Below are 19,734 nucleotides of genomic sequence, written 5' to 3' on the forward strand. Positions count from 1 at the left end.
GTCAGACGACGTACTGCGCGAAGGACTTGCGCACCTTGTTCACCTTCGGCAGCGCGACCGCGAGGCAGTAGCCCTGGCCGGGGTTCTTGGCGAAGAAGTCCTGGTGGTACTCCTCGGCGCGGTAGAACTCGCCCAGCGGCTCCAGGGTGGTCACGATCTCGCCGTCCCACCAGTCGCCGGCGCGCTTGATGGCCGCTTCGAACTCGGCGCGCTGCGTGTCGTCGGCGTAGAACATCGCCGAGCGGTACTGCGTGCCGACGTCGGCGCCCTGACGGTTGAGCTGCCGCGGGTCGTGCAGGGTGAAGAAGACGTCGAGGATGACCTCGGCCGGGATGACCGTCTCGTCGAACGTCACCGCGACCGCCTCCGCGTGCCCGGTCCGCCCGGTGCACACCTGCTCGTAGGACGGCTGGGCCGTGTCGCCGCCGGTGTAGCCGGACACCACGTCCTGCACCCCGCGCAGCGTCCGGTAGACCGCGTCCAGGCACCAGAAGCACCCGCCGGCCAGCACGAACGTCCGCATCTCGCATCACCTCTCACCGAGTAGTCCGGCTTGCACCGGGTCAACCCCGCGTGCCGGTCCAGTATTCCGCGCCACGTCCCTTGTGGACTCCTCAGGCCGGTGCGACGCGGAAGACCGGCCAGCCGATCTCGGTCCGCCACGCCGCCGGGTCGGCGGTGTCCCGTGGGCCGCTGAGGTAGACCTCGCGCACCGGGCCGGCCACGGCGAGCGCGTGCTCCACCACCCATCGGCCGAGCTCGCCGTAGGTGACGTCGATCGTGTCGTGGTCGCCCGGGTGGGTGGCGACCGCGAGTTCCGCGGCGGGCAGCGTCACCGGCCGCACGCGCCCGGCGGGCGCGGGTGGTTCGGTGACCGGCAGGTAGACCAGCATCCGGCCGCGGCCGTGGGTGAACAGCTCGTTGTCGTACAGACCGCCGGGCGGGCCGGCCGGGGCCGGCACCACCGCGTCCAGCTCGGCCATCGCGCCCGCGTACCAGGCGAGCACGTCGGCCTCCGCGACGGTCCCCTCGACCGCGGCGACCGTCGTGGCCGGGGTCCGGCGCAGCTCGACCGCCAGTTCGCCGGGTTCGGGGGTGAGCAGCCTGCGCAGCGACGTGACCGCCGCGCGGGTGCGTTCCAGCTGGTCCTCCAGCCGCCGCAGGTGCTCGCCGACCAGCAGCGCGCGGGCTTCCGGGTCGGGGCTGCCCAGGATGCGGCGCACCTCGGGCAGCGGCACGTCGAGCTCGCGCAGCCGGTGGATCACCTGCGCGGCCGGGATCTGCGCCGCGTCGTAGTAGCGGTAGCCGGTGGCCGGGTCGACGCGGGCGGGTTCGAGCAGCCCGGCGTCGTGGTAGCGGCGCAGCGTGCGGATGCTCAGGTGGGTCAGCTTCGCGAACTCGCCGATGGTCAGCACCAGCGGATTCTGCACCCTCTCCCCGGGGGAGGGTCGAGCGCTTGACCCTCGCGCGCGGGCACGGCGGAGTGTGCGGGGCATGAACGAATCCCTGGAGGGGCGGCGCGCCCTGGTGACCGGCGGCGGGCGGGGCACCGGCGCGGCCGTCGTCGCCCGGCTGCGTGCCGCCGGTGCTGATGTCCTGGCCACCGCCCGCACTCGCCCGGAACACGCCGACGGCCCGTTCGTCGCCGCCGACGTCACGGCGCCCGGCGGGGTCGAGACGGTGGTGCGGGAGGTGCGCGACCGGTTCGGGGCGCTGGACATCCTGGTGCACACCGTGGGCGGGTCGTCAGCGCCGGGTGGCGGGTTCGCGGCGCTGACCGACCGGCACTGGCAGGACGAGCTCGACCTCAACCTGCTCGCCGCGGTGCGCCTGGACCGGGCGCTGCTGCCGGACGTGGCCGCGGGCGGGGCGGTCGTGCACGTGTCGTCCATCCAGCGGCGGCTGCCGCTGTTCGAGGCGACGCTCGGGTACGCGGCCGCGAAGGCCGCGCTCACTACGTACAGCAAGGGGCTGGCGAAGGAGCTGGCGCCGCGCGGGGTGCGGGTGAACGTGGTCTCCCCGGGCGCGATCCGCACCTCCGCGGCGGATGCCCTGGTCGCGCGCCTGGCCGAGGCGGACGGCGTCGACGAGCGGGCCGCCTGGGACCGGCTGACGGCCGCGCTCGGCGGCATCCCGCTGGGACGGCCCACGCTGCCCGAGGAGGTGGCGGAGCTGGTGGCGTTCCTGGTGTCCGACCGGGCGGCCGCCATCACGGGCGCGGAACACACGATCGACGGCGGCACGATGCCGACCGTCTGAGGAGGAACGATGACCGAACTGCCACAGGCGATCCGCGACTACCTGGATGGTCCGAGCGCCGTGGGCTTCACCCCTGATGCCGTGGTCACCGACGACGGCCGGACGTACCGCGGGACGGAAGAGATCGACGGGTGGCTGCATCGCGCGGCCACGGAGTACCAGTACACGGCCACGCTGACGGGAGTTTCCCGTGCGGCGGGCGAGTGGACGGTGACACAGCACCTGACCGGGAACTTTCCTGGTGGGGAGGTGGAGCTGCACTACCGGTTCCGGCTGCGCGGGGAGCGGATCGCCGCGCTGACCATCGCCCCCTGAGCTTCGAGGTGGCGCGGGGATCGCAGGCCCGGCGCCCGGTCTGCGCGGCCGGGCCCTGGGCCTGCCGCGCCCGCGGCTGCGCTGGCCGCCGGGCCTGCCGCGGCGCGGCTGCGCTGGGCCTGCGGCGCCGCTCTGCGGCGGCATTCAACGCTGGGGGCCGGCCCAGCCGCTGATCGCCCGGGCGCTCGGCCGCGCCGGTCGGCGGTGCCCGGCGATTCCGGGGTGGGCCGCGGTCATCGCTGCCTGGTCGGGGAATCGGCCGCGCCGGTCGAGGGAGCCTGGCGCCCCTGGGTGGCGCTGCGGCTGCCGGGAATCACCGGCTCGATCGCGGTCAGCGGCCGAGGGCCGGCCGCAGATCGCTCGGCCGCGTGCCGCTCGATGCGGCCAGGCGGTCCCGGGCCCGGCAATCGCCGGTGCCATCGCGGTCAGCGGCCGAGCGCCGGCGCGGCGGCCGATCGCCCGGGCGCTCGGCCGCGCCGCTCGGTGTGGCGAGGCGGTCTCGGGCCGCGGCCGGGGATCACCGGTGAGATTGCGGTCGGTGGCCGTGGGCCGGCAGCAGATTCGCTCGGCCGCGCCCTTTGATGCGGCGAGGGGCCCGCGGCCGGGGTCGCCGGTGCGAGCGTGGTCAGCGGTCGAGCACCAGGCCCGGCAGCAGGGCCCCCAGGCGGTCGCCCGCGTCGGGGTGGAGGGTCAGCGTTCGGCCGTCCGCGTCGACCTCCACCAGGCCCTCCGTGCGCAGCCGGGTCAGGATCGCGTGCCCGAGGGCGCCTCCCAGGTGCGGGCGGCGCAACGTGCGGTCCAGGCAGCTCGTCGCCGTCTTGCGGCGGCCTGTCGTCAGCGTGTCCGCGTCGATGCCCAGCCGCGCCAGCACCTCCGCCGCCCGCGGGCCGAGCTCCAGCTCGTCGGTGTCGGCCCGGCGGCGGAGCGCGTCTTCGGCCAGCAAGTGGTCCAGCACGGCCACCCCGAGCCGCCCGGCCGCGTGGTCGTAACACAGCCGCTCCGGTGGCGCGGCCGGGCCGGGCAGCGGGAGCGCACCGCCCGCGTAGTCGGCCAGCGCGTCCAGCACCGCGGTGATCGCGGGGTCCTTCAGCCGGTACGTGACATGCCGCCCGCTCTGCGACGTCACCACCAGCCCGGCCTGCCGCAGCTTCGCCAGGTGGTTGCCCAAGCGCGCCGGTGTCACGCCGAGGACGTCCGCCAGCTGGGTCATCCCGTGCGGCCCCTCGTGCGCGAGCAGCTGCAGCACCGTCAGCCGGATCGGGTCGGCCAGCTCGCGCGCCAGCCCGGTCACTGTCGCCACCACCGGCTGCTCGGCGCTGGTCCATCCGAGGGAGGTCACGCCCAGACCCTACCATCGACTTTCACGTTTCACGGAGACGTGATAGGTCTATGTGATGCGTCGCTACTGGCACGAGCAGATCCCGCCGCCTGGCCCGTTCCGGGTGATGGCGCTCGGCGTGCTGGTCACCACCGCCGGCGGCGGCGCGTGGTACACGACCTGGGCGGTCTACTTCACGTCCGTCGCCGGGCTGCCTGCCCCGGTCGTCGGCCTCGGGCTGATGCTCGCGGGCGGCGCGGGCCTGCTCGCGGCGACACCGGTCGGCGCGCTGGCGGACCGGCTCGGGCCTCGGGAGCTGCTGATCGCCCTGATCGCGGTCGAGGGCGTGTCGATGGCCGCGTTCGTGTTCGCGCACCACGTCGCGGTGTTCCTGGCCGTCGCGGTCGTCAACACGGCCGCGGACCGCGCCACCGCCGGGGTCCGCACCGCCTACGTGGCGCAGCTGGCCGACGAGGAGACCCGCGTGGCGCACCTGGCCCGGCAGCGGGTCGCCAGCCACCTCGGCTACACCGTCGGTGCGGCGGCCGGCGCGGCCTGCCTGACGTTGGGCAGCCCGGCCGCGTTCCACGTCCTGATCGCGGTCAACGCGCTCACCTCACTGGCCTACGCCGCGTTGCTCACCCGCGTTCCGAGGGTGCGGCCGGTCGCGCGGGCGCGCAAGCCGCGCACCGTGCTCGCCGACCCCGCGTTCCTCGCCGTCGTCTCGACGACCGGCCTGCTTTCGCTGTGCTGGGGCCTGGTGTCGACCGCGCTCCCGCTGTGGCTGGTCCGCGACACGCACCTGCCTGCCGGGCTGGCGGGCGTGGTCGTCATCGTCAACTCGCTCGGCGTCGCGCTCCTGCAGGTCGTCGCGAGCCGCGGCTGCACCGGCTCGCGACGCGGCGCCGCGCGGGCGGTCGGGTCGGGCGCAGCCCTCGCGCTCGCCTGCCTGCTGTTCGCTGCGACGGCCGGCGGCAGCGGCGCGATCGCCGTCGGCCTGGTGCTGCTCGCCGCGGCCGCCCACCTGGCGGGCGAGCTGTGGTTCATCGCCGCGAAGTGGGCGCTCACCCTCGACCTGACCCCGCCCGGCGCGACCGGTCGCTACCAGGGCCTGGCCGCCACGGCCCAGGCCGGCGCACAGATGCTCAGCCCGGCGCTGATGACGCTGCTCGTCGGGACCTGGGGCCGCCCCGGCTGGTTCGTGCTCGCCGCGGTGTTCCTCGCCGCCGGGCTGGGCACGGTTCCGGCGGCTCGCTGGGCCGTCCGCACCCGGGTGGAAACCGGTTCTCGTGTTTCCTGAACAGCACGCAGACCAGCGAGCTTGTCCCTGACGAGAACATGTTCTAGTTTTGGGGTGTGGAGAGCGATCTGGGCCTGGCCGGAGCCGTGGTCCTGGTGACCGGTGGTGTGCGTGGCGTGGGCCGGGGCATCACGCGGGTGTTCCAGGTCTGCGGCGCGCATGTGGTGACCTGCGCCCGGCGCGAGCCGGAGGAACCGGCGGGCGAGTTCATCGCGTGCGATGTGCGTGATCCGGAGCAGGTGTCGGCGTTGATCGGTCGGGTTGTGGAGGAGCACGGTCGGCTGGATGTGGTGGTGAACAACGCGGGTGGTAGTCCGTTCGCTTCCGCTGCGGAGGCGTCGCCGCGGTTTCACGACAAGATCGTGCGGTTGAACTTGTTGGCGCCGTTGCTGGTGGCGCAGCAGGCGAACGCGGTGATGCAGCGTCAGGACGGTGGCGGGTCGATCGTGATGATTTCCAGCGTGTCCGGGACCCGCCCGTCGCCGGGGACGGCCGCGTATGGGGCGGCCAAGGCCGGGTTGGACAACTTGACCGCGAGTTTGGCGGTGGAGTGGGCGCCGAAGGTGCGGGTGAACGCGCTGGATGTGGGTTTGGTGCGCACCGAGCAGGCGCATCTGCATTACGGCAGCGACGTGGCGGCGGTGGGGAAGACGGTGCCGTTGGGGCGGCTGGCCGAGCCGGAGGAGGTCGGGCGGTGTGCGGCGTTTTTGGCTTCGCCGCTGGCTTCGTATGTGTCGGGGGCGACGTTGAAGGTGCATGGCGGTGGTGAGGTGCCCGCGTTCCAGGCGGCCGCGGACGTCAACAGGGAGGGCCAGTGAGCAGGTTGTGCCAGGACCGGGTCGTCATCGTGACCGGCGCGGGCCGCGGGATCGGGCGGGCGCACGCGCTGGCGTTCGCCGCCGAGGGCGCGCGGGTGGTGGTCAACGACGTCGGTGTGGCCCTGGATGGTTCCACCACCGGCGATGGTCCGGCCGCCCAGGTGGTGGCCGAGATCGAGGCTCTCGGTGGCGAGGCCGTGGCGAACACCGATGACGTGGCCGACTGGACCGGTGCGCGGAACCTGATCGGCACCGCGGTGGAGCGGTTCGGCCGGCTGGATGTGCTGGTCAACAACGCGGGTTTCGTGCGGGATCGGATGCTGGTCAACCTGGGTGAGGAGGAGTGGGACGCGGTGATCCGGGTCCACCTCAAGGGTCATTTCGCGCCGTTGCGGCATGCGGCGGAGTACTGGCGCGCCGAGGCGAAGGCGGGGCGGATGCCGAGTGCGCGGGTGATCAACACCAGTTCCGGCGCGGGCCTGCTGGGCAGTGTCGGGCAGTCGAACTATTCGGCGGCGAAAGCAGGCATCGCCGGGCTCACCGTCGTGGCGGCGGCGGAGCTGGCCCGGTATGGCGTGACGGTGAACGCGATCGCCCCGTCGGCGCGGACCCGCATGACCGAGGAGGTGTTCGCGGCGACGATGGCCCGGCCGGATGCGGGGTTTGACGCGATGGCGCCGGAGAACGTCTCGCCGCTGGTGGTGTGGCTCGGCAGCAGGGAGTCTGCCGGTGTGACGGGCCGGGTGTTCGAGGTGGAGGGCGGGAAGGTGTCGCTGGCGCAGGCGTGGCGGCACGGCCCGATGGTGGACAAGGGAAGCCGGTGGGAGCCGTCCGAGCTGGGGCCGGTGGTGGAGAAGCTGATCGCCGAGGTGCCCGCGCCCGAACCCGTGTATGGAGCGTCCTGATGCCGGTGTTGACCAAACGCGACAGTCACATCGAGACGATCACGGTGGACTTTCCGCCGGTGAATGCGTTGCCGGTGCAGGGCTGGTTCGACCTTGCTGCCGCTGTGCGGGCCGCGGGGGAGGATCCGGATGTGCACGTGGTGGTGCTGCGGGCGGAGGGCCGCGGGTTCAACGCCGGGGTGGATATCAAGGAGATCCAGCGCACCGCCGGGTATGAGGCGCTCGTGGGCGCGAACAAGGGCTGTTATGCGGCTTTTGGTGCGGTGTATGACTGTGCGGTGCCGGTGGTGGCGGCGGTGCACGGGTTCTGTCTGGGCGGCGGGATCGGCCTGGTCGGCAACGCCGATGTGGTGATCGCGTCGGAGGATGCGACGTTCGGGGTGCCGGAGGTCGAGCGGGGTGCGCTGGGCGCGGCCACGCACCTGGCGCGGTTGGTGCCGCAGCATTTGATGCGCACGTTGTACTTCACGGCCCGCACGATCACGGCGGCCGAGTTGCACCAGCACGGCTCGGTGTATCGGGTGGTGCCGCGCGAGGAGCTGGATGAGAGCGCTTTGGCGGTGGCACGGGATATCGCGGCGAAGGATCCGCGGGTGATCCGGGCGGCGAAGGAGGCGCTCAACGGCATCGACACCCAGCAGGTGCACCGCAGCTACCGGTTCGAGCAGGGGTTCACCTTCGAGCTGAACCTGCTCGGCGCGTCCGACGAGGCTCGGGAGGAGTTCCTCAATGGCCGATAAGCGCATGACCGCCGACGAGGTCGCGGCGGAGGTCCGGGACGGCATGACCATCGGCATCGGCGGCTGGGGCTCCCGCCGCAAACCGATGGCCCTCATCCGTGCCCTCCTGCGCACCCCGGTGAAGGACCTGACCGTGGTCTCCTACGGCGGCCCCGATGTGGGATTGTTGTGCGCGGCGGGGAAAGTCAAGCGGGTGGTGTTCGGGTTCGTCACCCTGGACTCGATCCCCTTCGACCCGTGGTTCGGCCGCGCCCGCGAAACCGGGGCGATCGAGGTGACCGAATACGACGAGGGCATGTTCGCGGCCGCGCTCTCGGCGGCGGCGCAACGGTTGCCGTTCCTGCCCCTGCGCGCCGGTTTGGGCTCGGAGGTCATGCGGGTCAATCCCGGCCTGCGCACGGTCCGTTCGCCCTACCCCGACGGAGAAGAACTGGTGGCAGTCCCGGCGCAGGAACTCGACATTACCCTCGTGCATCTGAACCGCGCCGATGCTCGGGGTAACGCCCAGTACCTCGGCCCGGATCCCTACTTCGACGACCTGTTCTGCCTGGCGGCGAAAAAACGATTTGTTTCCGTCGAACAGGTGGTGGAGACGGCGGAGCTGACCGGACCGGTGCAGTCGCTGCTGCTCAACCGCTCGGCGGTGGACGGGGTGGTGGAGGCGCCGCGCGGTGCGCACTTCACCACCGCGGTGCCCGACTACGGCCGGGACGAACGCTTCCAGAAGCACTACGTGGCGTGCGCGAAAGACCTGGACGCCTGGCCGGGGTTCGTGGACCGGTTCCTGTCCGGCGACGAGGCACGGTATTTGTCCGAGGTGGATCGATTCGAGGCGGCGGCATGAGCGCGACCAGGGCCGAGATCGCGGTGGTGGCGGTGGCCGAACTGTTCCGCGGCGACGGAGAGATCGTGGTCAGCCCGATGGGTTACATCCCGTCGCTGGGCGCGAAACTCGCCCGCCTGACCTTCGAACCCGACCTGCTGCTTTCTGACGGCGAGGCGTATCTGATCGATGTCGAGGGCAATGTGGAGGGGTGGCAGCCGTTCCGCAAGATGCTCGACACCATCGTCCCGCACGGGCGGCGGCACGTGGTGATGGGCGCCAACCAGATCGATCGGTTCGGCAACCAGAACATCTCCGCCATCGGCGACCACGCCCGCCCGGCCAAGCAGCTGCTCGGAGTGCGGGGCGCGCCGGGCAACACCGCCAACCACCGCACCAGCTACTGGGTGCCCCGCCACAGCCGGCGCGTGTTCGTCGAATCCGTGGACATCGTGTCCGGCGTGGGCTACGACAACGCCGCCAAGGCCGGACTGAAGTACCACGACGTGCACCGGGTGGTGACCAACCTCGGCGTGTTCGACTTCGCCACCCCCGACCACGCCATGCGCGCCGTCTCACTGCACCCCGGCGTCAGCCCCGACGAGGTCACGGCCGCAAGCGGTTTCGACATCGACCTGTCCTCGGCAGGAGTGAGCCGCGAGCCCACTGACGAGGAGCTGCGGCTGATCCGCGAGGTGCTGGACCCGAAGGGCCTGCGGGACAAGGAAGTCCCCTCATGACCCTGGATACCGCGCTCACGCGGCTGGTCGGCGTCCGGCACCCGGTGGTGCAGACCGGAATGGGCTGGGTCGCCGGCCCCCGCCTCGTCTCCGCCACCGCCGAAGCCGGCGGGCTCGGCATCCTGGCCTCGGCCACGATGACCTACCTTGAACTCGAAGCCGCCATCGCGGAGGTCAAGCAGCGCACCGACCAGCCCTTCGGCGTCAACCTCCGCGCCGACGCGCTGGACGCAGGCGAGCGGGTCGACCTGCTGATCAGGGAGGGGGTCAAAGTCGCGTCGTTCGCGCTGGCGCCGCGCAAGGAGATGATCGCCAAACTGCGCGACCATGGCATCGTGGTGATCCCCTCCATCGGAGCCGCGCGACACGCCGAAAAGGTCGCCGCGTGGGGCGCCGATGCGGTGATCGTGCAGGGCGGTGAGGGCGGCGGCCACACCGGCGGAGTGGCCACGACGCTGCTGCTGCCCTCGGTGCTCGACGCTGTTGACATCCCCGTCGTCGCGGCGGGCGGGTTCTTCGACGGCCGTGGACTCGCGGCGGCGCTGGCCTACGGGGCGGCCGGGGTCGCGATGGGGACGCGGTTCCTGCTGAGCAAGGAAAGCACCGTACCGGAGGAGGTCAAGCGGCTCTACCTCGCGCAGAACCTCACCGGCACCGTCGTGACACGGCGCGTCGACGGCCTGCCGCACCGCGTGTTGCGCACCGAGCTGGTCGAGAAACTGGAAGACACCGGCCGGGTCCGCGGCACCATCCACGCCGTCCGCAACGCCCTGCGATTCCGCAAACTCACCGGCCTCTCCCTGCCCGCCATGATCCGCGAAGGCCTGGCCATGAAACACGGCAACGAGATGACCTGGAGCCAGATCATCATGGCCGCCAACACCCCGATGCTGCTGCGCGCCGGCCTCGTCGAAGGCCGCACCGACGCGGGCGTCCTCGCCTCCGGCCAAGTCGTCGGCATGATCGACGACCTCCCGACCGTGGCCGACATCATCGACACCACCGTCACACAGGCCGAGGAGATACTTCAGCGGCTGGGGGGTTGAGGGGAGGCGCGGTGCGCCTCCCGCTCGGTCACAACCGTTCGATGATCGTCACGTTGGCGGTGCCGCCGCCTTCGCACATGGTTTGCAGGCCGTAGCGGCCGTTGCGGCGTTCCAGTTCGTGCAGGAGGGTGGCCAGCAGTTTGGTGCCGGTGGCGCCGATGGGGTGGCCGAGGGCGATGCCGCCGCCGTTGACGTTGACTCGGTGGGGGTTGGCGCCGGTTTCGTCGAGCCAGGCCAGGACGACGCTGGCGAAGGCTTCGTTGACCTCGAACAGGTCGATGTCGTCGACGGTGAGGCCGGTCTTCTTCAGGGCGTGGGCGGTGGCGGGGATGGGTCCGGTGAGCATCCACACCGGATCCGCCGCGCGCACCGAGATGTGGTGGATGCGGGCGCGTGGAGTGAGTCCGTGGTCCCGCACGAAGGACTCCGAGGCGATCAGCGCGGCGCTGGCGCCGTCGGAGATCTGGCTCGCCACGGCCGCGGTGAGGCGGGAACCCTCGGAGAGTGGCTTGAGTCCTTGCATGCGTTCGAGGCTGGTGTCGCGGCGCGGGCCTTCGTCGATCGAGAAGTCGTCGAGCGGGGCGATTTCTGCGGTGAATCGGCCGGTATCGATCGCCTCCAGCGCGCGCTGGTGGCTGCGCAGCGCGTAGGTTTCCATGGCTTCGCGGGTGATGTCCCAGTGCTCGGCGATCATGTCGGCGGAGCGGAACTGGGACACTTCGACGCTGCCGTAGCGTTCCTGCCAGCCTTTGGAGCCGGAGAACGGGTCGTCGAAGCCGTATTCGCGGCCGGCGAGCATGGCGGCGCTGATCGGGATGCGGCTCATGTTCTGCACCCCGCCGGCGAGTACGAGGTCTTGGGTTCCGGAGAGCACGGCCTGGGCGGCGAAGTGCACGGCCTGCTGGCTGGATCCGCATTGCCGGTCCACGGTCACCCCGGGCACGTGGTCGGGGTAGCCGGCGGCGAGCCAGGCGGTGCGGGCGATGTTGCCGGATTGGGGGCCGAGGGTGTCGGTGCAGCCGAGGATGACGTCGTCGACCAGGTCCGGGTCCACCCCGGCCCGCGACACCACCGCCTGGATGATGTGGGCGGCCAGGTCGGCGGGGTGCCACCCGGACAACGCACCGCCACGCCTGCCGACGGGGGTGCGCACGGCGTCGAGAAGAAAGGCTTCAGGCACTTGGGCTCCCTAGGGGTGCTGGCTGGACACGGACACCACTTCACCGGTCATGTAGCTCGCGTAGTCGCTGGCGAGGAACACCATCACGTTGGCCACCTCCCAGGGTTCGGCCGCCCGGCCGAACGCTTCCCGGCCCTGCAACTCCTGCAGTAGCTCGTCGCTGGTCACTTTGGCGAGGAACGGGTGCATCGCCAGACTCGGTGCCACGGCGTTGATCCGCACGCCGTGCTCGGCGGCATCCAGCGCACTGCACCGCGTCAGAGCCATCACCCCGGCCTTCGCCGCGGCGTAGTGCGCCTGCCCGGCCTGTGCCCGCCACCCGATCACCGACGCGTTGTTGACGATCGCCCCGCCGCCGCCCTGGTCGACGAACTGCCGCAACACCGCCCGCGTGCAGCGGAACGTTCCGGTCAACGTGATGTCGAGAACCCGGGACCACTCGTCGTCGGTCATCTCCAGCACCGAGCGGGTCCCGCCCAGCCCGGCGTTGTTGATCATCACGTCGATCCGGCCGAACTGCTCCACCGCCCCGGCGACCAGCCCCTGCACCTGGGATTCGTCGGTGACGTCGCAGGCGATCGCGTGCACCTTGCCCAGTTCGGCCAGCTCGGCGGCCTTCTCCGCGAGGCGGCGTTCGTGCCAGTCGCTCACGACGACGCTGGCGCCTTCTTCGAGGCAGCGTTTCGCCACGGCGGAGCCGATGCCGGTGCCCGCGGCGGCGGTCACCACCACGACCTTGTCCTCCAGCAGGTGGTGTCCGGGTGGGTAGTGGGGGATCACCGGGCCTCCTTGGGCAGGCCGAGCACCCGCTCGGCGATGATGTTGCGTTCGATCTCGTCCGAGCCGCCGTAGATGGTGTCGGCGCGGGTGAACAGGAACAGCCGCTGCCACTCGTCCAGCTCGCCGTCGGCGACCAGCGACCGCGCCCCCCGCGCCCGCACCGCCAGCTCACCGAGCCCGCGGTGCCACTGCGCCCACATCAGCTTGCCGACCGCGACCTCCGGCCCCGCCGCCTGACCCAGCGTCCGCAACGCGTGCGCCCGCAGCACCCGCAGGCCCATCCGCGCGCGCTCCAGATCGGCGCGCAGCAGCGGATCCTCCCAGGTGCCCAGCCGCTTGGCCTCCGCCTCGATACCGTCCAGCTCGCGGCGGAAACCGATCTGCTGCCCGAGCGTGGACACGCCGCGTTCGAAGCCGAGGGTGGCCATCGCGATCCGCCACCCCTCACCCGGTTCACCGACCACCATCGAGGCGGGAGTCCGGGCATCGTCGAAGAACACCTCGTTGAACTCGCTGGTGCCGGTCAGCTGCTGGATCGGCCGCACCGTCACCCCGTCCTGCCGCAACGGCACCAACAGATACGACAACCCGCGGTGGCGCTGCGACCCCCGCTCGGTGCGGGCCAGCACGAAACACCAGTCCGCCACATGCGCCAGCGACGTCCAGATCTTCTGCCCGTTGACCACCCACTCGCCGTCCCGCAACTCCGCCGAGGTGGACACCGCCGCCAGATCCGACCCGGCCCCGGGCTCGGAGTAGCCCTGGCACCACAGCTCCTCCACCGCCACGATCTTCGGCAGGAACCGCGCCCGCTGCCCCGGAGTGCCGAACGCGATCAACGTCGGCCCCAGCAACTGCTCCCCGATGTGGTTCACCCGCGCCGGCGCCCCCGACGCCGCGTACTCCTCGTGGAAGGCCACCTGCTCCTCCAGCGACAACCCCCGCCCACCGAACTCCACCGGCCAGCCCACACACGTCCAGCCCGCCGCCGCCAGATGCCGCTCCCACGCCAGCCGCAGATCGAACGCCTCGTGCTCGCGCCCCGGCCCGCCCAGCCCACGCAACGCCGCGAACTCACCGGTCAGGTTGTCCACCAGCCACTCCGCGACCTCACGACGGAACCGCGTCAGCTCCAACGCACGCCTCCTTGCTGCCCGGCCCACCGGGCACCTAGGGTAATGAGAACACGTTCTAGTTTACCGGTCCAGGGGAGGGTGCGGTGGGGCAGACCACGATCCCGGCCGTCGTCCGTGACGCCGCCGCGAAGTTCGGCTCGTCCGAGGCATTGGTCGACGGCGGCGTCCGGCTCGATTTCCGGCAACTCCTGGAACGTGTTCAAGCCGTAGCCGGGGCGTTCGCGGCACGCGGGGTCCAGCCCGGCGACCGGGTCGCGATCAACCTGCCGAACACGCACCACTGGGTGCTGTCGGCGCTCGGCGCGCTGTACGCGGGCGCGGTCCTGGTGCCGGTCAACACCCGGTTCACCGCCACCGAGACCGTGGACCTGCTGGTCCGCAGCCGCGCCAAGGCGCTCGTCGTCGCCGCGGACTTCCTCGGCGCCGACCGGTACGCCGCGATCAAGGCGACCGGCGCCGCGCTGCCCGACCTGGGCATCGTCGTCCGCGTCCCGCTCGAACAACCGCACCGCCCCGTCCAGGGCACCCTCGGCTGGGACGAGTTCCTCGGCGAGCGCGCGCCCGCGGCGGACGTCGAGGCACGGGCGGATGCCGTCCGGCCCGACGACGTCAGCGACATCCTGTTCACCTCCGGCACCACCGGCCGCTCGAAGGGCGTCCTGTCGGCCCACCGCCAGGTGGTCGACGTGGCGGCGGCGTGGGCGGAATGCGGCCGGGTCACCGCCGACGACCGGTACCTGGTGATCAACCCGTTCTTCCACAGCTTCGGCTACAAGGCCGGGATCGTGGTCGCCCTGCTGACCGGGGCCACGATCGTGCCGCAGGCGGTGTTCGACGTGCGGGCGACGCTGGCGACGATCCGCCGCGAGCGGATCTCGGTGCTGCCCGGTGCGCCGACGATCTTCCAATCGCTGCTCCAGGAACCGGACCGCGGGGACACCTCGTCGCTGCGGCTCGCCGTCACCGGCGCGGCGACCGTGCCCGCCTCCCTCGTCCGGCGGATGCGGGCCGAGCTGGGGTTCGACACCGTGTTGACCGCCTACGGGCTCACCGAGGCGGTCGTGGTGACAATGTGCCGCCCCGGCGACGACGCGGAGCTGGTCGCGCGCACGTCCGGCCGGGCCACCGCCGGGTTCGAGGTCGCGATCCGCGGTTCCGAGGTCGTCGTCCGCGGGCCCAACGTGATGCTCGGCTACCTCGACGACCCGGAGGCGACCGCGCACGCGATCGACGAGCAGGGCTGGCTGCACACCGGCGACGTCGGCGAACTGGACGACGCGGGCTACCTGACCCTCACCGGACGGCTCAAGGACATGTACATCTGCGGCGGGTTCAACGTCTACCCGGCGGAGGTCGAGCACGCTCTGACCGAACTCGACGGCGTGCGCGACGTCGCCGTCGTCGGGGTGCCGGACGAGCGCATGGGCGAGGTGGGCAAGGCGTTCGTCGTCGGCACCGGGCTGACGGCCGAGCAAGTGATCGGGTTCTGCCGGGAGCGGCTGGCCAACTACAAGGTCCCGCGGCTCGTCGAATTCGTGGACGAGCTGCCCCGCAACGCTTCCGGCAAGGTGCTGAAGCGGCAGCTGAGGTGAGGAGAACGCATGACCGAGGACGTCGTCCGCTATGAGCGCCGGGGTGCGGTGGCGGTGGTGACGATGAACCGCCCGGAGTACCGCAACGCGCAGAACTCGGCGATGACTTATGCGCTGGATGATGCGTTCACCCGCGCGGTGGACGATGCCGAGGTGAAGGTGATCGTGCTGGCGGGGGAGGGCAAGCACTTCTCGGCCGGCCATGACATCGGCACGCCCGGTCGTGATGTCGACCAGAGCTTCGACCGGCGGGCCGTGGTGTGGTGGGACCACACGACACGTGAGGGCGGGGATCAGCGGTTCGCCCGGGAGTCGGAGGTGTATCTGGGGATGTGCCGCCGGTGGCGGGAGATCCCGAAACCGATGATCGCGTCGGTGCAGGGGGCGTGCATCGCGGGCGGGCTGATGCTGGCCTGGGTCTGCGACCTCATCGTGGCCTCCGACGACGCGTTCTTCGCCGATCCCGTGGTGCGGATGGGCATTCCGGGCGTGGAGTACTTCGCGCACCCCTGGGTGCTGGGTCCGCGGGCGGCGAAGGAAGTCCTGTTCACCGGCGAACGGTTCACGGTGCAGCAGGCCCAGGAATGGGGCATGGTCAACCGCGTCGTGCCGCGCGCCGAACTCGAAGCGCGGACTTTTGCGCTGGCGGAGACGATCGCGCGGATGCCGCAGTTCGGGCTGGCGCTGGCGAAGAAGGCGGTCAACCAGGCCGAGGATCTGATGGGTTTGCGGTCGGGAATGGACTCGGTGTTCGGGCTGCACCACTTCGCGCACGCGCACAACGCCGAAACCTCCACCGATTCGCTGGGTGGGCAGGACGCACGCTCGATGCGGGACGGGGCGCAGCGCTGATGGACCTCGACATCGATGCCGAGTCGGTGGCGTTCCGGGACGAGGTGCGGGAGTGGCTGGCGGCGCATGTGCCGACGCTGCCGTCGATGGACACCGCGGAGGGCTTTGCCGCGCACCGGGAGTGGGAGGCGCAGCTGGCGGACGCCCGGTTGTCGGTGGTGTCGTGGCCGCGCGAGTACGGCGGGCGGGATGCGTCGCTGTTGCAGTGGGTGCTGTTCGAGGAGGAGTACTACGCCGCGGGCGCACCCGGGCGGGTCAGCCAGAACGGGATCTTCATGCTGGGGCCGACCTTGTTCGCCCACGGCACCGCCGAGCAGCGGGACCGGATCCTGCCGGCCATGGCCCGCGGTGAGCAGGTGTGGGCGCAGGCCTGGTCCGAACCCGAAGCCGGCAGCGACATCGCCGCGTTGCGCAGCAGCGCCGTGCGCACCGAGGGCGGGTGGTTGCTGTCCGGGCAGAAAACCTGGTCCTCCCGCGCGGCGTTCGCCGACCGCGCGTTCGGATTGTTCCGCACCGACCCCGGCGAGCGGCGGCACCGGGGTTTGACGTATTTCATGTTCGACCTGCGCGCCGAGGGCGTGACCGTGCGGCCGATCCCGCAGCTGGACGGGGAGCCGGGATTCGCCGAGATCTTCCTGGACCAGGTGTTCGTGCCCGATGCGGACGTGATCGGCGAACCGGGCCAGGGGTGGCGGGTGGCGATGACCACCGCCAACAACGAGCGCGGCCTGTCCCTGCGCAGCCCCGGCCGCTTCCTCGCCGCCGCCAACCGGCTCGTGGACCTGTGGCGCTCGACGGGGGAACCGGCCGCCTCCCGGGACCGGGTGGCGGATGCGTGGATCGGGGCGCGGGCCTACCAGCTCTACACCTTCGGCACCGTCTCCCGGCTGGCCGAGGGCGGCCAGCTCGGGCCGGAATCCAGCGTCAACAAGCTGTTCTGGTCCCACCTCGACCTCGGCCTGCACGACACCGCGCTGGACATCCTCGGCCCAGCGGCTGAAACCGACCGGGCGTGGGTGGAGGGCTACCTGTTCTCCCTCGCCGGACCGATCTACGGCGGCACCGACCAGATCCAGCGCAACACCATCGCCGAACGACTCCTGGGACTGCCGAAGGAGGCCCGCCGATGAGATTCGCGCTCTCCCCTGAACAGCGGGACTTCGCCACCAGCCTGCACGACTACCTCACCGGCGCCGACACCCCCGGCGCCACCCGCTCCTGGGCGCAGGGACGGCACGAACCCGGCCGCAAACTCCTGCGCGGCCTCGCCGAACTGGGCGTGCCCGCCCTGCTCATCGACGAAGCCCACGGCGGACTCGGCGCCGACCCGGTCGACCTGGTCGTGGCCTTCGAAGCCCTGGGCTACCACGCCGTCCCCGGACCGCTGGTGGAAACCGCCGCGGTCGCGCCCGCCGTCCCGGCCGCCCAGGCGTGGTGGCCGGCACTGGCCTCGGGAGAGGCCTTGGCCACGGTGGTGGCGCCGCCGCACGTGCCCCTCGCGCTGGACGCCGACATCGCCCAGGTGGTCGTCGACCTGGGCGCCGGCACCCTCGGCGAGACCACCGGGACCGAAGTCGTCGGCTCCCTCGATCCCACCCGCCGCCTGTTCCGGGTGCCCAGCGCCACCCCGCTGACCGGCGGCAGGGCCTTCGACCTCGGCGTTCTCGCCGTGGCCGCGCAGCTGCTCGGCGCCGGGCAATGGCTGCTCGACGCCTCGGTCGCCTACGCCAAGCAACGCAGCCAATACGGCCGGCTCATCGGCGAATACCAGGCGATCAAGCACCTGCTCGCCGACGTCGCCACCCACCTCGAACTCACCCGGCCCCTCGTGCACGGCGCCGCCGTCACCGCCAGCCCACAGGACATCTCCGCCGCCAAGGTCAAAGCCGGCGACGCCGCCTACCTCGCCGCCCGCACCGCCCTCCAGGTCCACGGCGCCATCGGCTACACCGCCGAACACGACCTCGGCCTCCGACTGACCAAAGTCCGGGCACTGACCGGAGCCTGGGGCGACGGCCGGTTCCACCGCGAGCGGGTGCTGGCGCGATGAGCCAGGTCGATCCGATGTGGACGGAGGAGGCGCGGGCTCTGCGCGAGTCCGTGCGGGCGTTGCTGTCGCGGCGGTCCGGGCCGGAAGCGGTGCGTGCCGCGATGGCCGCACCCCTCGGCTACGACGACAAGCTGTGGTCCACGTTGTGCGAGCAGATCGGCGTCGCGGCGCTGGCGATCCCGGAGGAGTACGGGGGCGCGGGCGCCGGGCTGGCCGAGGTGTGCGTGGTGCTGGAGGAGCTGGGCCGCACCCTCACCCCGGCCCCGATGCTCGGCTCGGCGGTGCTGTGCGGGCAGGCCCTGCTGCTGACCGGGAACGACAGGGCGTGCCGTCGGCTGCTGCCCGGCATCGCGGCGGGCAGCAGCCTCGCCGCGCTGGCGTGGTCCGATGAGGACGGACACTGGTCGCCTGCCTGCGAGTTCCGGGACGGGCGCGTCGACGGCCGGGCGCACTACGTGCTCGACGGCGACCACGCCGACGTCCTGCTGGTGGTGGCCCGGACCCCGGACGGCCCCGGCCTGTTCGAAGTCGCACCGGCCGACGCCCGGCGGGAGGCCGTGACGACCCTCGACCCGACGCGCCGTCTCGCGGTGGTGACGGTGTCGAACGCCCCCGCGCGGCGGCTGGACACCGGCGGGTTCGAGACCGAGCGGCTGCGCTGGACCGCGGCCGTGGCGCTGGCCGCCGAGCAGACCGGCGCCGCGGCCAGGGCGCTGGAGCTGACCGTCGAGTACACCAAGCAGCGGCGCCAGTTCGGCAGGCCCATCGGCGGTTTCCAGGCGCTCAAGCACCGGATGGCCGACGTGTACGTCCAGGTCGAAGCGGCCCGCTCGGCGTTGTACGGCGCCTTGACCGGGGACGACTTCGAGCTGGACGCGGCGACCGCGAAAACCGTGTGCTCGGCGGCGCTGCGCCACGCCGCGGCGGAGATGATCCAGCTGCACGGGGGGATCGCGATCACCTGGGAGCACGACGCGCACCTGTACTTCAAGCGCGCCCACGGCAGCTCGCTGCTGTTCGGTTAGGACACCGGGTGCGGCTCCGGCGGCTCGAAGGTCGCCAGCATCTGCTCCAGCGCCGCCTGGTCCGGGCCGACGAACGGGTCCGCGCCGGGAGCCAGGGACACCCGGTCCAGGAACTCCGCCGCGCGCCCCGGCGCCGGGGGCAGGTGGGTGCTCAGGACGACCGCCGGGTCGAAGGTCCGCAGCGGCGCCATCGATGCGAGGTAGCGGTCCCGGTCGACGTTGTGAACCCACGGGCTGTCCACCGCGGCCCACAACAGCTGGCCGGCGTGCAGCGCGTCGGCCGGGGCGTTCGCCACGTCCCCGCACGTGGCGAGTTCCGCGGTCGGCATCGGGGCGCCGAAGCAGTCCGAGCTGAAGCACACCCCGTTGCTGTGGTCGAAGAAGCCGACCGTCGCCGGGTTGTCGAACAGCGGCGGCCGGAAGCCGGTCAGCCGCCGGTCGCCCGCGTCCAGGGACTGGCCGGGGTTGAGCAGGTGCACGCGGTCGATGGGCAGCGGCCGCTCGGTCGACATGATGCCCATCGCGAGGTAGGTGGTGACCAGGCGGGCGCGCGGGGCCAGTTCGAGCAGGTCGAACAGGGCGCCCGTGTGATCGCGGTCCGGGTGGGTGAGCCAGATCCACCGCACGTCGGCGGGGTCGATCACCGCCCCGAGCGCGTCCAGGAAGCCGCGGCCGGGCAGGCTCAGCCCGGTGTCGACGACGACCGGTTCGGCGCCGTGCACGACGAACGCGTTGACGGGGAGGAAGCCGATGCCGGGCACCTCGAGCTGGTCGCTCAGGACGCTCACGTCGCGCCCGATCCTGTTGATCTCCATGGCATCCGCCCTTCCTGAGGTGGTGCCGGTAACGGTAGGC

21 protein-coding genes are annotated in these 19,734 nt (G+C 71.9%); 14 read left to right on the forward strand and 7 right to left on the reverse strand.

Annotation, left to right across the window (positions count from 1 at the left end; translation table 11 throughout):
• Nucleotide 1 precedes the first annotated feature (1 nt).
• Both msrA and AMYTH_RS0142055 read right to left on the reverse strand, forming a co-directional pair.
• Nucleotides 2–523 (reverse strand): peptide-methionine (S)-S-oxide reductase MsrA, encoded by a 522-nt coding sequence (gene msrA, locus AMYTH_RS0142050; protein ID WP_027935269.1) that lies wholly within the window; start codon nt 521–523, stop codon nt 2–4.
• 91 nt (nt 524–614) lie between these two features.
• Nucleotides 615–1,430, reverse strand: coding sequence for a MerR family transcriptional regulator (locus AMYTH_RS0142055; RefSeq protein ID WP_208722429.1), 816 nt, complete (start codon nt 1,428–1,430; stop codon nt 615–617).
• A gap of 64 nt (nt 1,431–1,494) precedes the next feature.
• On the opposite strand from AMYTH_RS0142055, the gene AMYTH_RS0142060 reads away from it, so the two are divergent.
• A complete protein-coding gene (locus AMYTH_RS0142060; protein ID WP_037323089.1) occupies nt 1,495–2,259 on the forward strand; it encodes an SDR family oxidoreductase in 765 nt (254 codons plus the stop codon).
• Nucleotides 2,260–2,268: 9 nt separating this feature from the next.
• Nucleotides 2,269–2,574, forward strand: a complete 306-nt coding sequence (locus tag AMYTH_RS0142065) for a nuclear transport factor 2 family protein (RefSeq protein ID WP_027935272.1) — start codon at nt 2,269–2,271, stop codon at nt 2,572–2,574.
• A 625-nt stretch (nt 2,575–3,199) separates the two neighbouring features.
• Here AMYTH_RS0142065 and AMYTH_RS0142070 read toward each other — a convergent pair.
• Entirely contained in the window at nt 3,200–3,913 is a 714-nt protein-coding gene (locus AMYTH_RS0142070) for an ArsR/SmtB family transcription factor (RefSeq protein ID WP_167344635.1), read from the reverse strand.
• Nucleotides 3,914–3,968: 55 nt separating this feature from the next.
• Here AMYTH_RS0142070 and AMYTH_RS0142075 point away from each other — a divergent pair, with 55 nt between their 5' ends.
• Genes AMYTH_RS0142075 through AMYTH_RS0142105 form a run of 7 tightly spaced genes read left to right on the forward strand, consistent with a single transcriptional unit; the run spans nt 3,969 to nt 10,264 of the window.
• Entirely contained in the window at nt 3,969–5,192 is a 1,224-nt protein-coding gene (locus AMYTH_RS0142075) for an MFS transporter (protein WP_051362986.1), read from the forward strand.
• Between the two features lie 56 nt (nt 5,193–5,248).
• Nucleotides 5,249–6,010: an SDR family oxidoreductase gene (locus AMYTH_RS0142080; protein ID WP_027935275.1), complete on the forward strand. Its 762-nt coding sequence runs from the start codon at nt 5,249–5,251 to the stop codon at nt 6,008–6,010.
• Complete coding sequence (locus AMYTH_RS0142085; RefSeq protein ID WP_027935276.1) at nt 6,007–6,915, forward strand: SDR family oxidoreductase; 909 nt, start codon at nt 6,007–6,009, stop codon at nt 6,913–6,915. Before AMYTH_RS0142080 ends, AMYTH_RS0142085 begins: the two co-directional genes overlap by 4 nt.
• Nucleotides 6,915–7,655 carry an enoyl-CoA hydratase family protein gene (locus AMYTH_RS0142090; RefSeq protein ID WP_027935277.1) on the forward strand — a complete coding sequence of 247 codons (741 nt, stop codon included), beginning with the start codon at nt 6,915–6,917 and terminating at the stop codon, nt 7,653–7,655. The genes AMYTH_RS0142085 and AMYTH_RS0142090 overlap by 1 nt, the downstream gene beginning before the upstream one ends.
• Entirely contained in the window at nt 7,645–8,499 is an 855-nt protein-coding gene (locus AMYTH_RS0142095) for a CoA transferase subunit A (protein ID WP_027935278.1), read from the forward strand. The genes AMYTH_RS0142090 and AMYTH_RS0142095 overlap by 11 nt, the downstream gene beginning before the upstream one ends.
• On the forward strand, nt 8,496–9,218 hold the full coding sequence (locus AMYTH_RS0142100; protein WP_027935279.1) for a CoA-transferase subunit beta: 723 nt from the start codon (nt 8,496–8,498) through the stop codon (nt 9,216–9,218). Before AMYTH_RS0142095 ends, AMYTH_RS0142100 begins: the two co-directional genes overlap by 4 nt.
• 2 nt (nt 9,219–9,220) lie before the next feature.
• Nucleotides 9,221–10,264, forward strand: coding sequence for an NAD(P)H-dependent flavin oxidoreductase (locus AMYTH_RS0142105; RefSeq protein ID WP_027935280.1), 1,044 nt, complete (start codon nt 9,221–9,223; stop codon nt 10,262–10,264).
• Nucleotides 10,265–10,292: 28 nt separating this feature from the next.
• On the opposite strand, the gene AMYTH_RS0142110 is transcribed toward AMYTH_RS0142105, so the two are convergent.
• The 3 genes from AMYTH_RS0142110 to AMYTH_RS0142120 are packed head-to-tail and all read right to left on the reverse strand — an operon-like array spanning nt 10,293 to nt 13,360.
• Entirely contained in the window at nt 10,293–11,444 is a 1,152-nt protein-coding gene (locus AMYTH_RS0142110; protein WP_027935281.1) for an acetyl-CoA C-acetyltransferase, read from the reverse strand.
• Between the two features lie 9 nt (nt 11,445–11,453).
• Nucleotides 11,454–12,224, reverse strand: coding sequence for an SDR family oxidoreductase (locus tag AMYTH_RS0142115; RefSeq protein ID WP_027935282.1), 771 nt, complete (start codon nt 12,222–12,224; stop codon nt 11,454–11,456).
• Nucleotides 12,221–13,360: an acyl-CoA dehydrogenase family protein gene (locus AMYTH_RS0142120; protein WP_027935283.1), complete on the reverse strand. Its 1,140-nt coding sequence runs from the start codon at nt 13,358–13,360 to the stop codon at nt 12,221–12,223. The genes AMYTH_RS0142115 and AMYTH_RS0142120 overlap by 4 nt, the downstream gene beginning before the upstream one ends.
• An 83-nt stretch (nt 13,361–13,443) precedes the next feature.
• On the opposite strand from AMYTH_RS0142120, the gene AMYTH_RS0142125 reads away from it, so the two are divergent.
• Genes AMYTH_RS0142125 through AMYTH_RS0142145 form a run of 5 tightly spaced genes read left to right on the forward strand, consistent with a single transcriptional unit; the run spans nt 13,444 to nt 18,879 of the window.
• Nucleotides 13,444–14,952, forward strand: coding sequence for a FadD3 family acyl-CoA ligase (locus AMYTH_RS0142125; RefSeq protein ID WP_027935284.1), 1,509 nt, complete (start codon nt 13,444–13,446; stop codon nt 14,950–14,952).
• Nucleotides 14,953–14,961: 9 nt separating this feature from the next.
• Nucleotides 14,962–15,804, forward strand: coding sequence for an enoyl-CoA hydratase (locus AMYTH_RS0142130; RefSeq protein WP_027935285.1), 843 nt, complete (start codon nt 14,962–14,964; stop codon nt 15,802–15,804).
• Complete coding sequence (locus AMYTH_RS0142135) at nt 15,804–16,934, forward strand: acyl-CoA dehydrogenase family protein (protein WP_027935286.1); 1,131 nt, start codon at nt 15,804–15,806, stop codon at nt 16,932–16,934. Before AMYTH_RS0142130 ends, AMYTH_RS0142135 begins: the two co-directional genes overlap by 1 nt.
• A complete protein-coding gene (locus tag AMYTH_RS0142140) occupies nt 16,931–17,854 on the forward strand; it encodes an acyl-CoA dehydrogenase family protein (RefSeq protein WP_027935287.1) in 924 nt (307 codons plus the stop codon). The genes AMYTH_RS0142135 and AMYTH_RS0142140 overlap by 4 nt, the downstream gene beginning before the upstream one ends.
• On the forward strand, nt 17,851–18,879 hold the full coding sequence (locus tag AMYTH_RS0142145; RefSeq protein ID WP_228685197.1) for an acyl-CoA dehydrogenase family protein: 1,029 nt from the start codon (nt 17,851–17,853) through the stop codon (nt 18,877–18,879). Before AMYTH_RS0142140 ends, AMYTH_RS0142145 begins: the two co-directional genes overlap by 4 nt.
• On the opposite strand, the gene AMYTH_RS0142150 is transcribed toward AMYTH_RS0142145, so the two are convergent.
• Nucleotides 18,876–19,694: an MBL fold metallo-hydrolase gene (locus AMYTH_RS0142150; protein WP_027935289.1), complete on the reverse strand. Its 819-nt coding sequence runs from the start codon at nt 19,692–19,694 to the stop codon at nt 18,876–18,878. The genes AMYTH_RS0142145 and AMYTH_RS0142150 overlap by 4 nt on opposite strands.
• Nucleotides 19,695–19,734: the final 40 nt, after the last annotated feature.

The organism is Amycolatopsis thermoflava N1165 (assembly GCF_000473265.1).
GTDB lineage: Bacteria > Actinomycetota > Actinomycetes > Mycobacteriales > Pseudonocardiaceae > Amycolatopsis_E > Amycolatopsis_E thermoflava.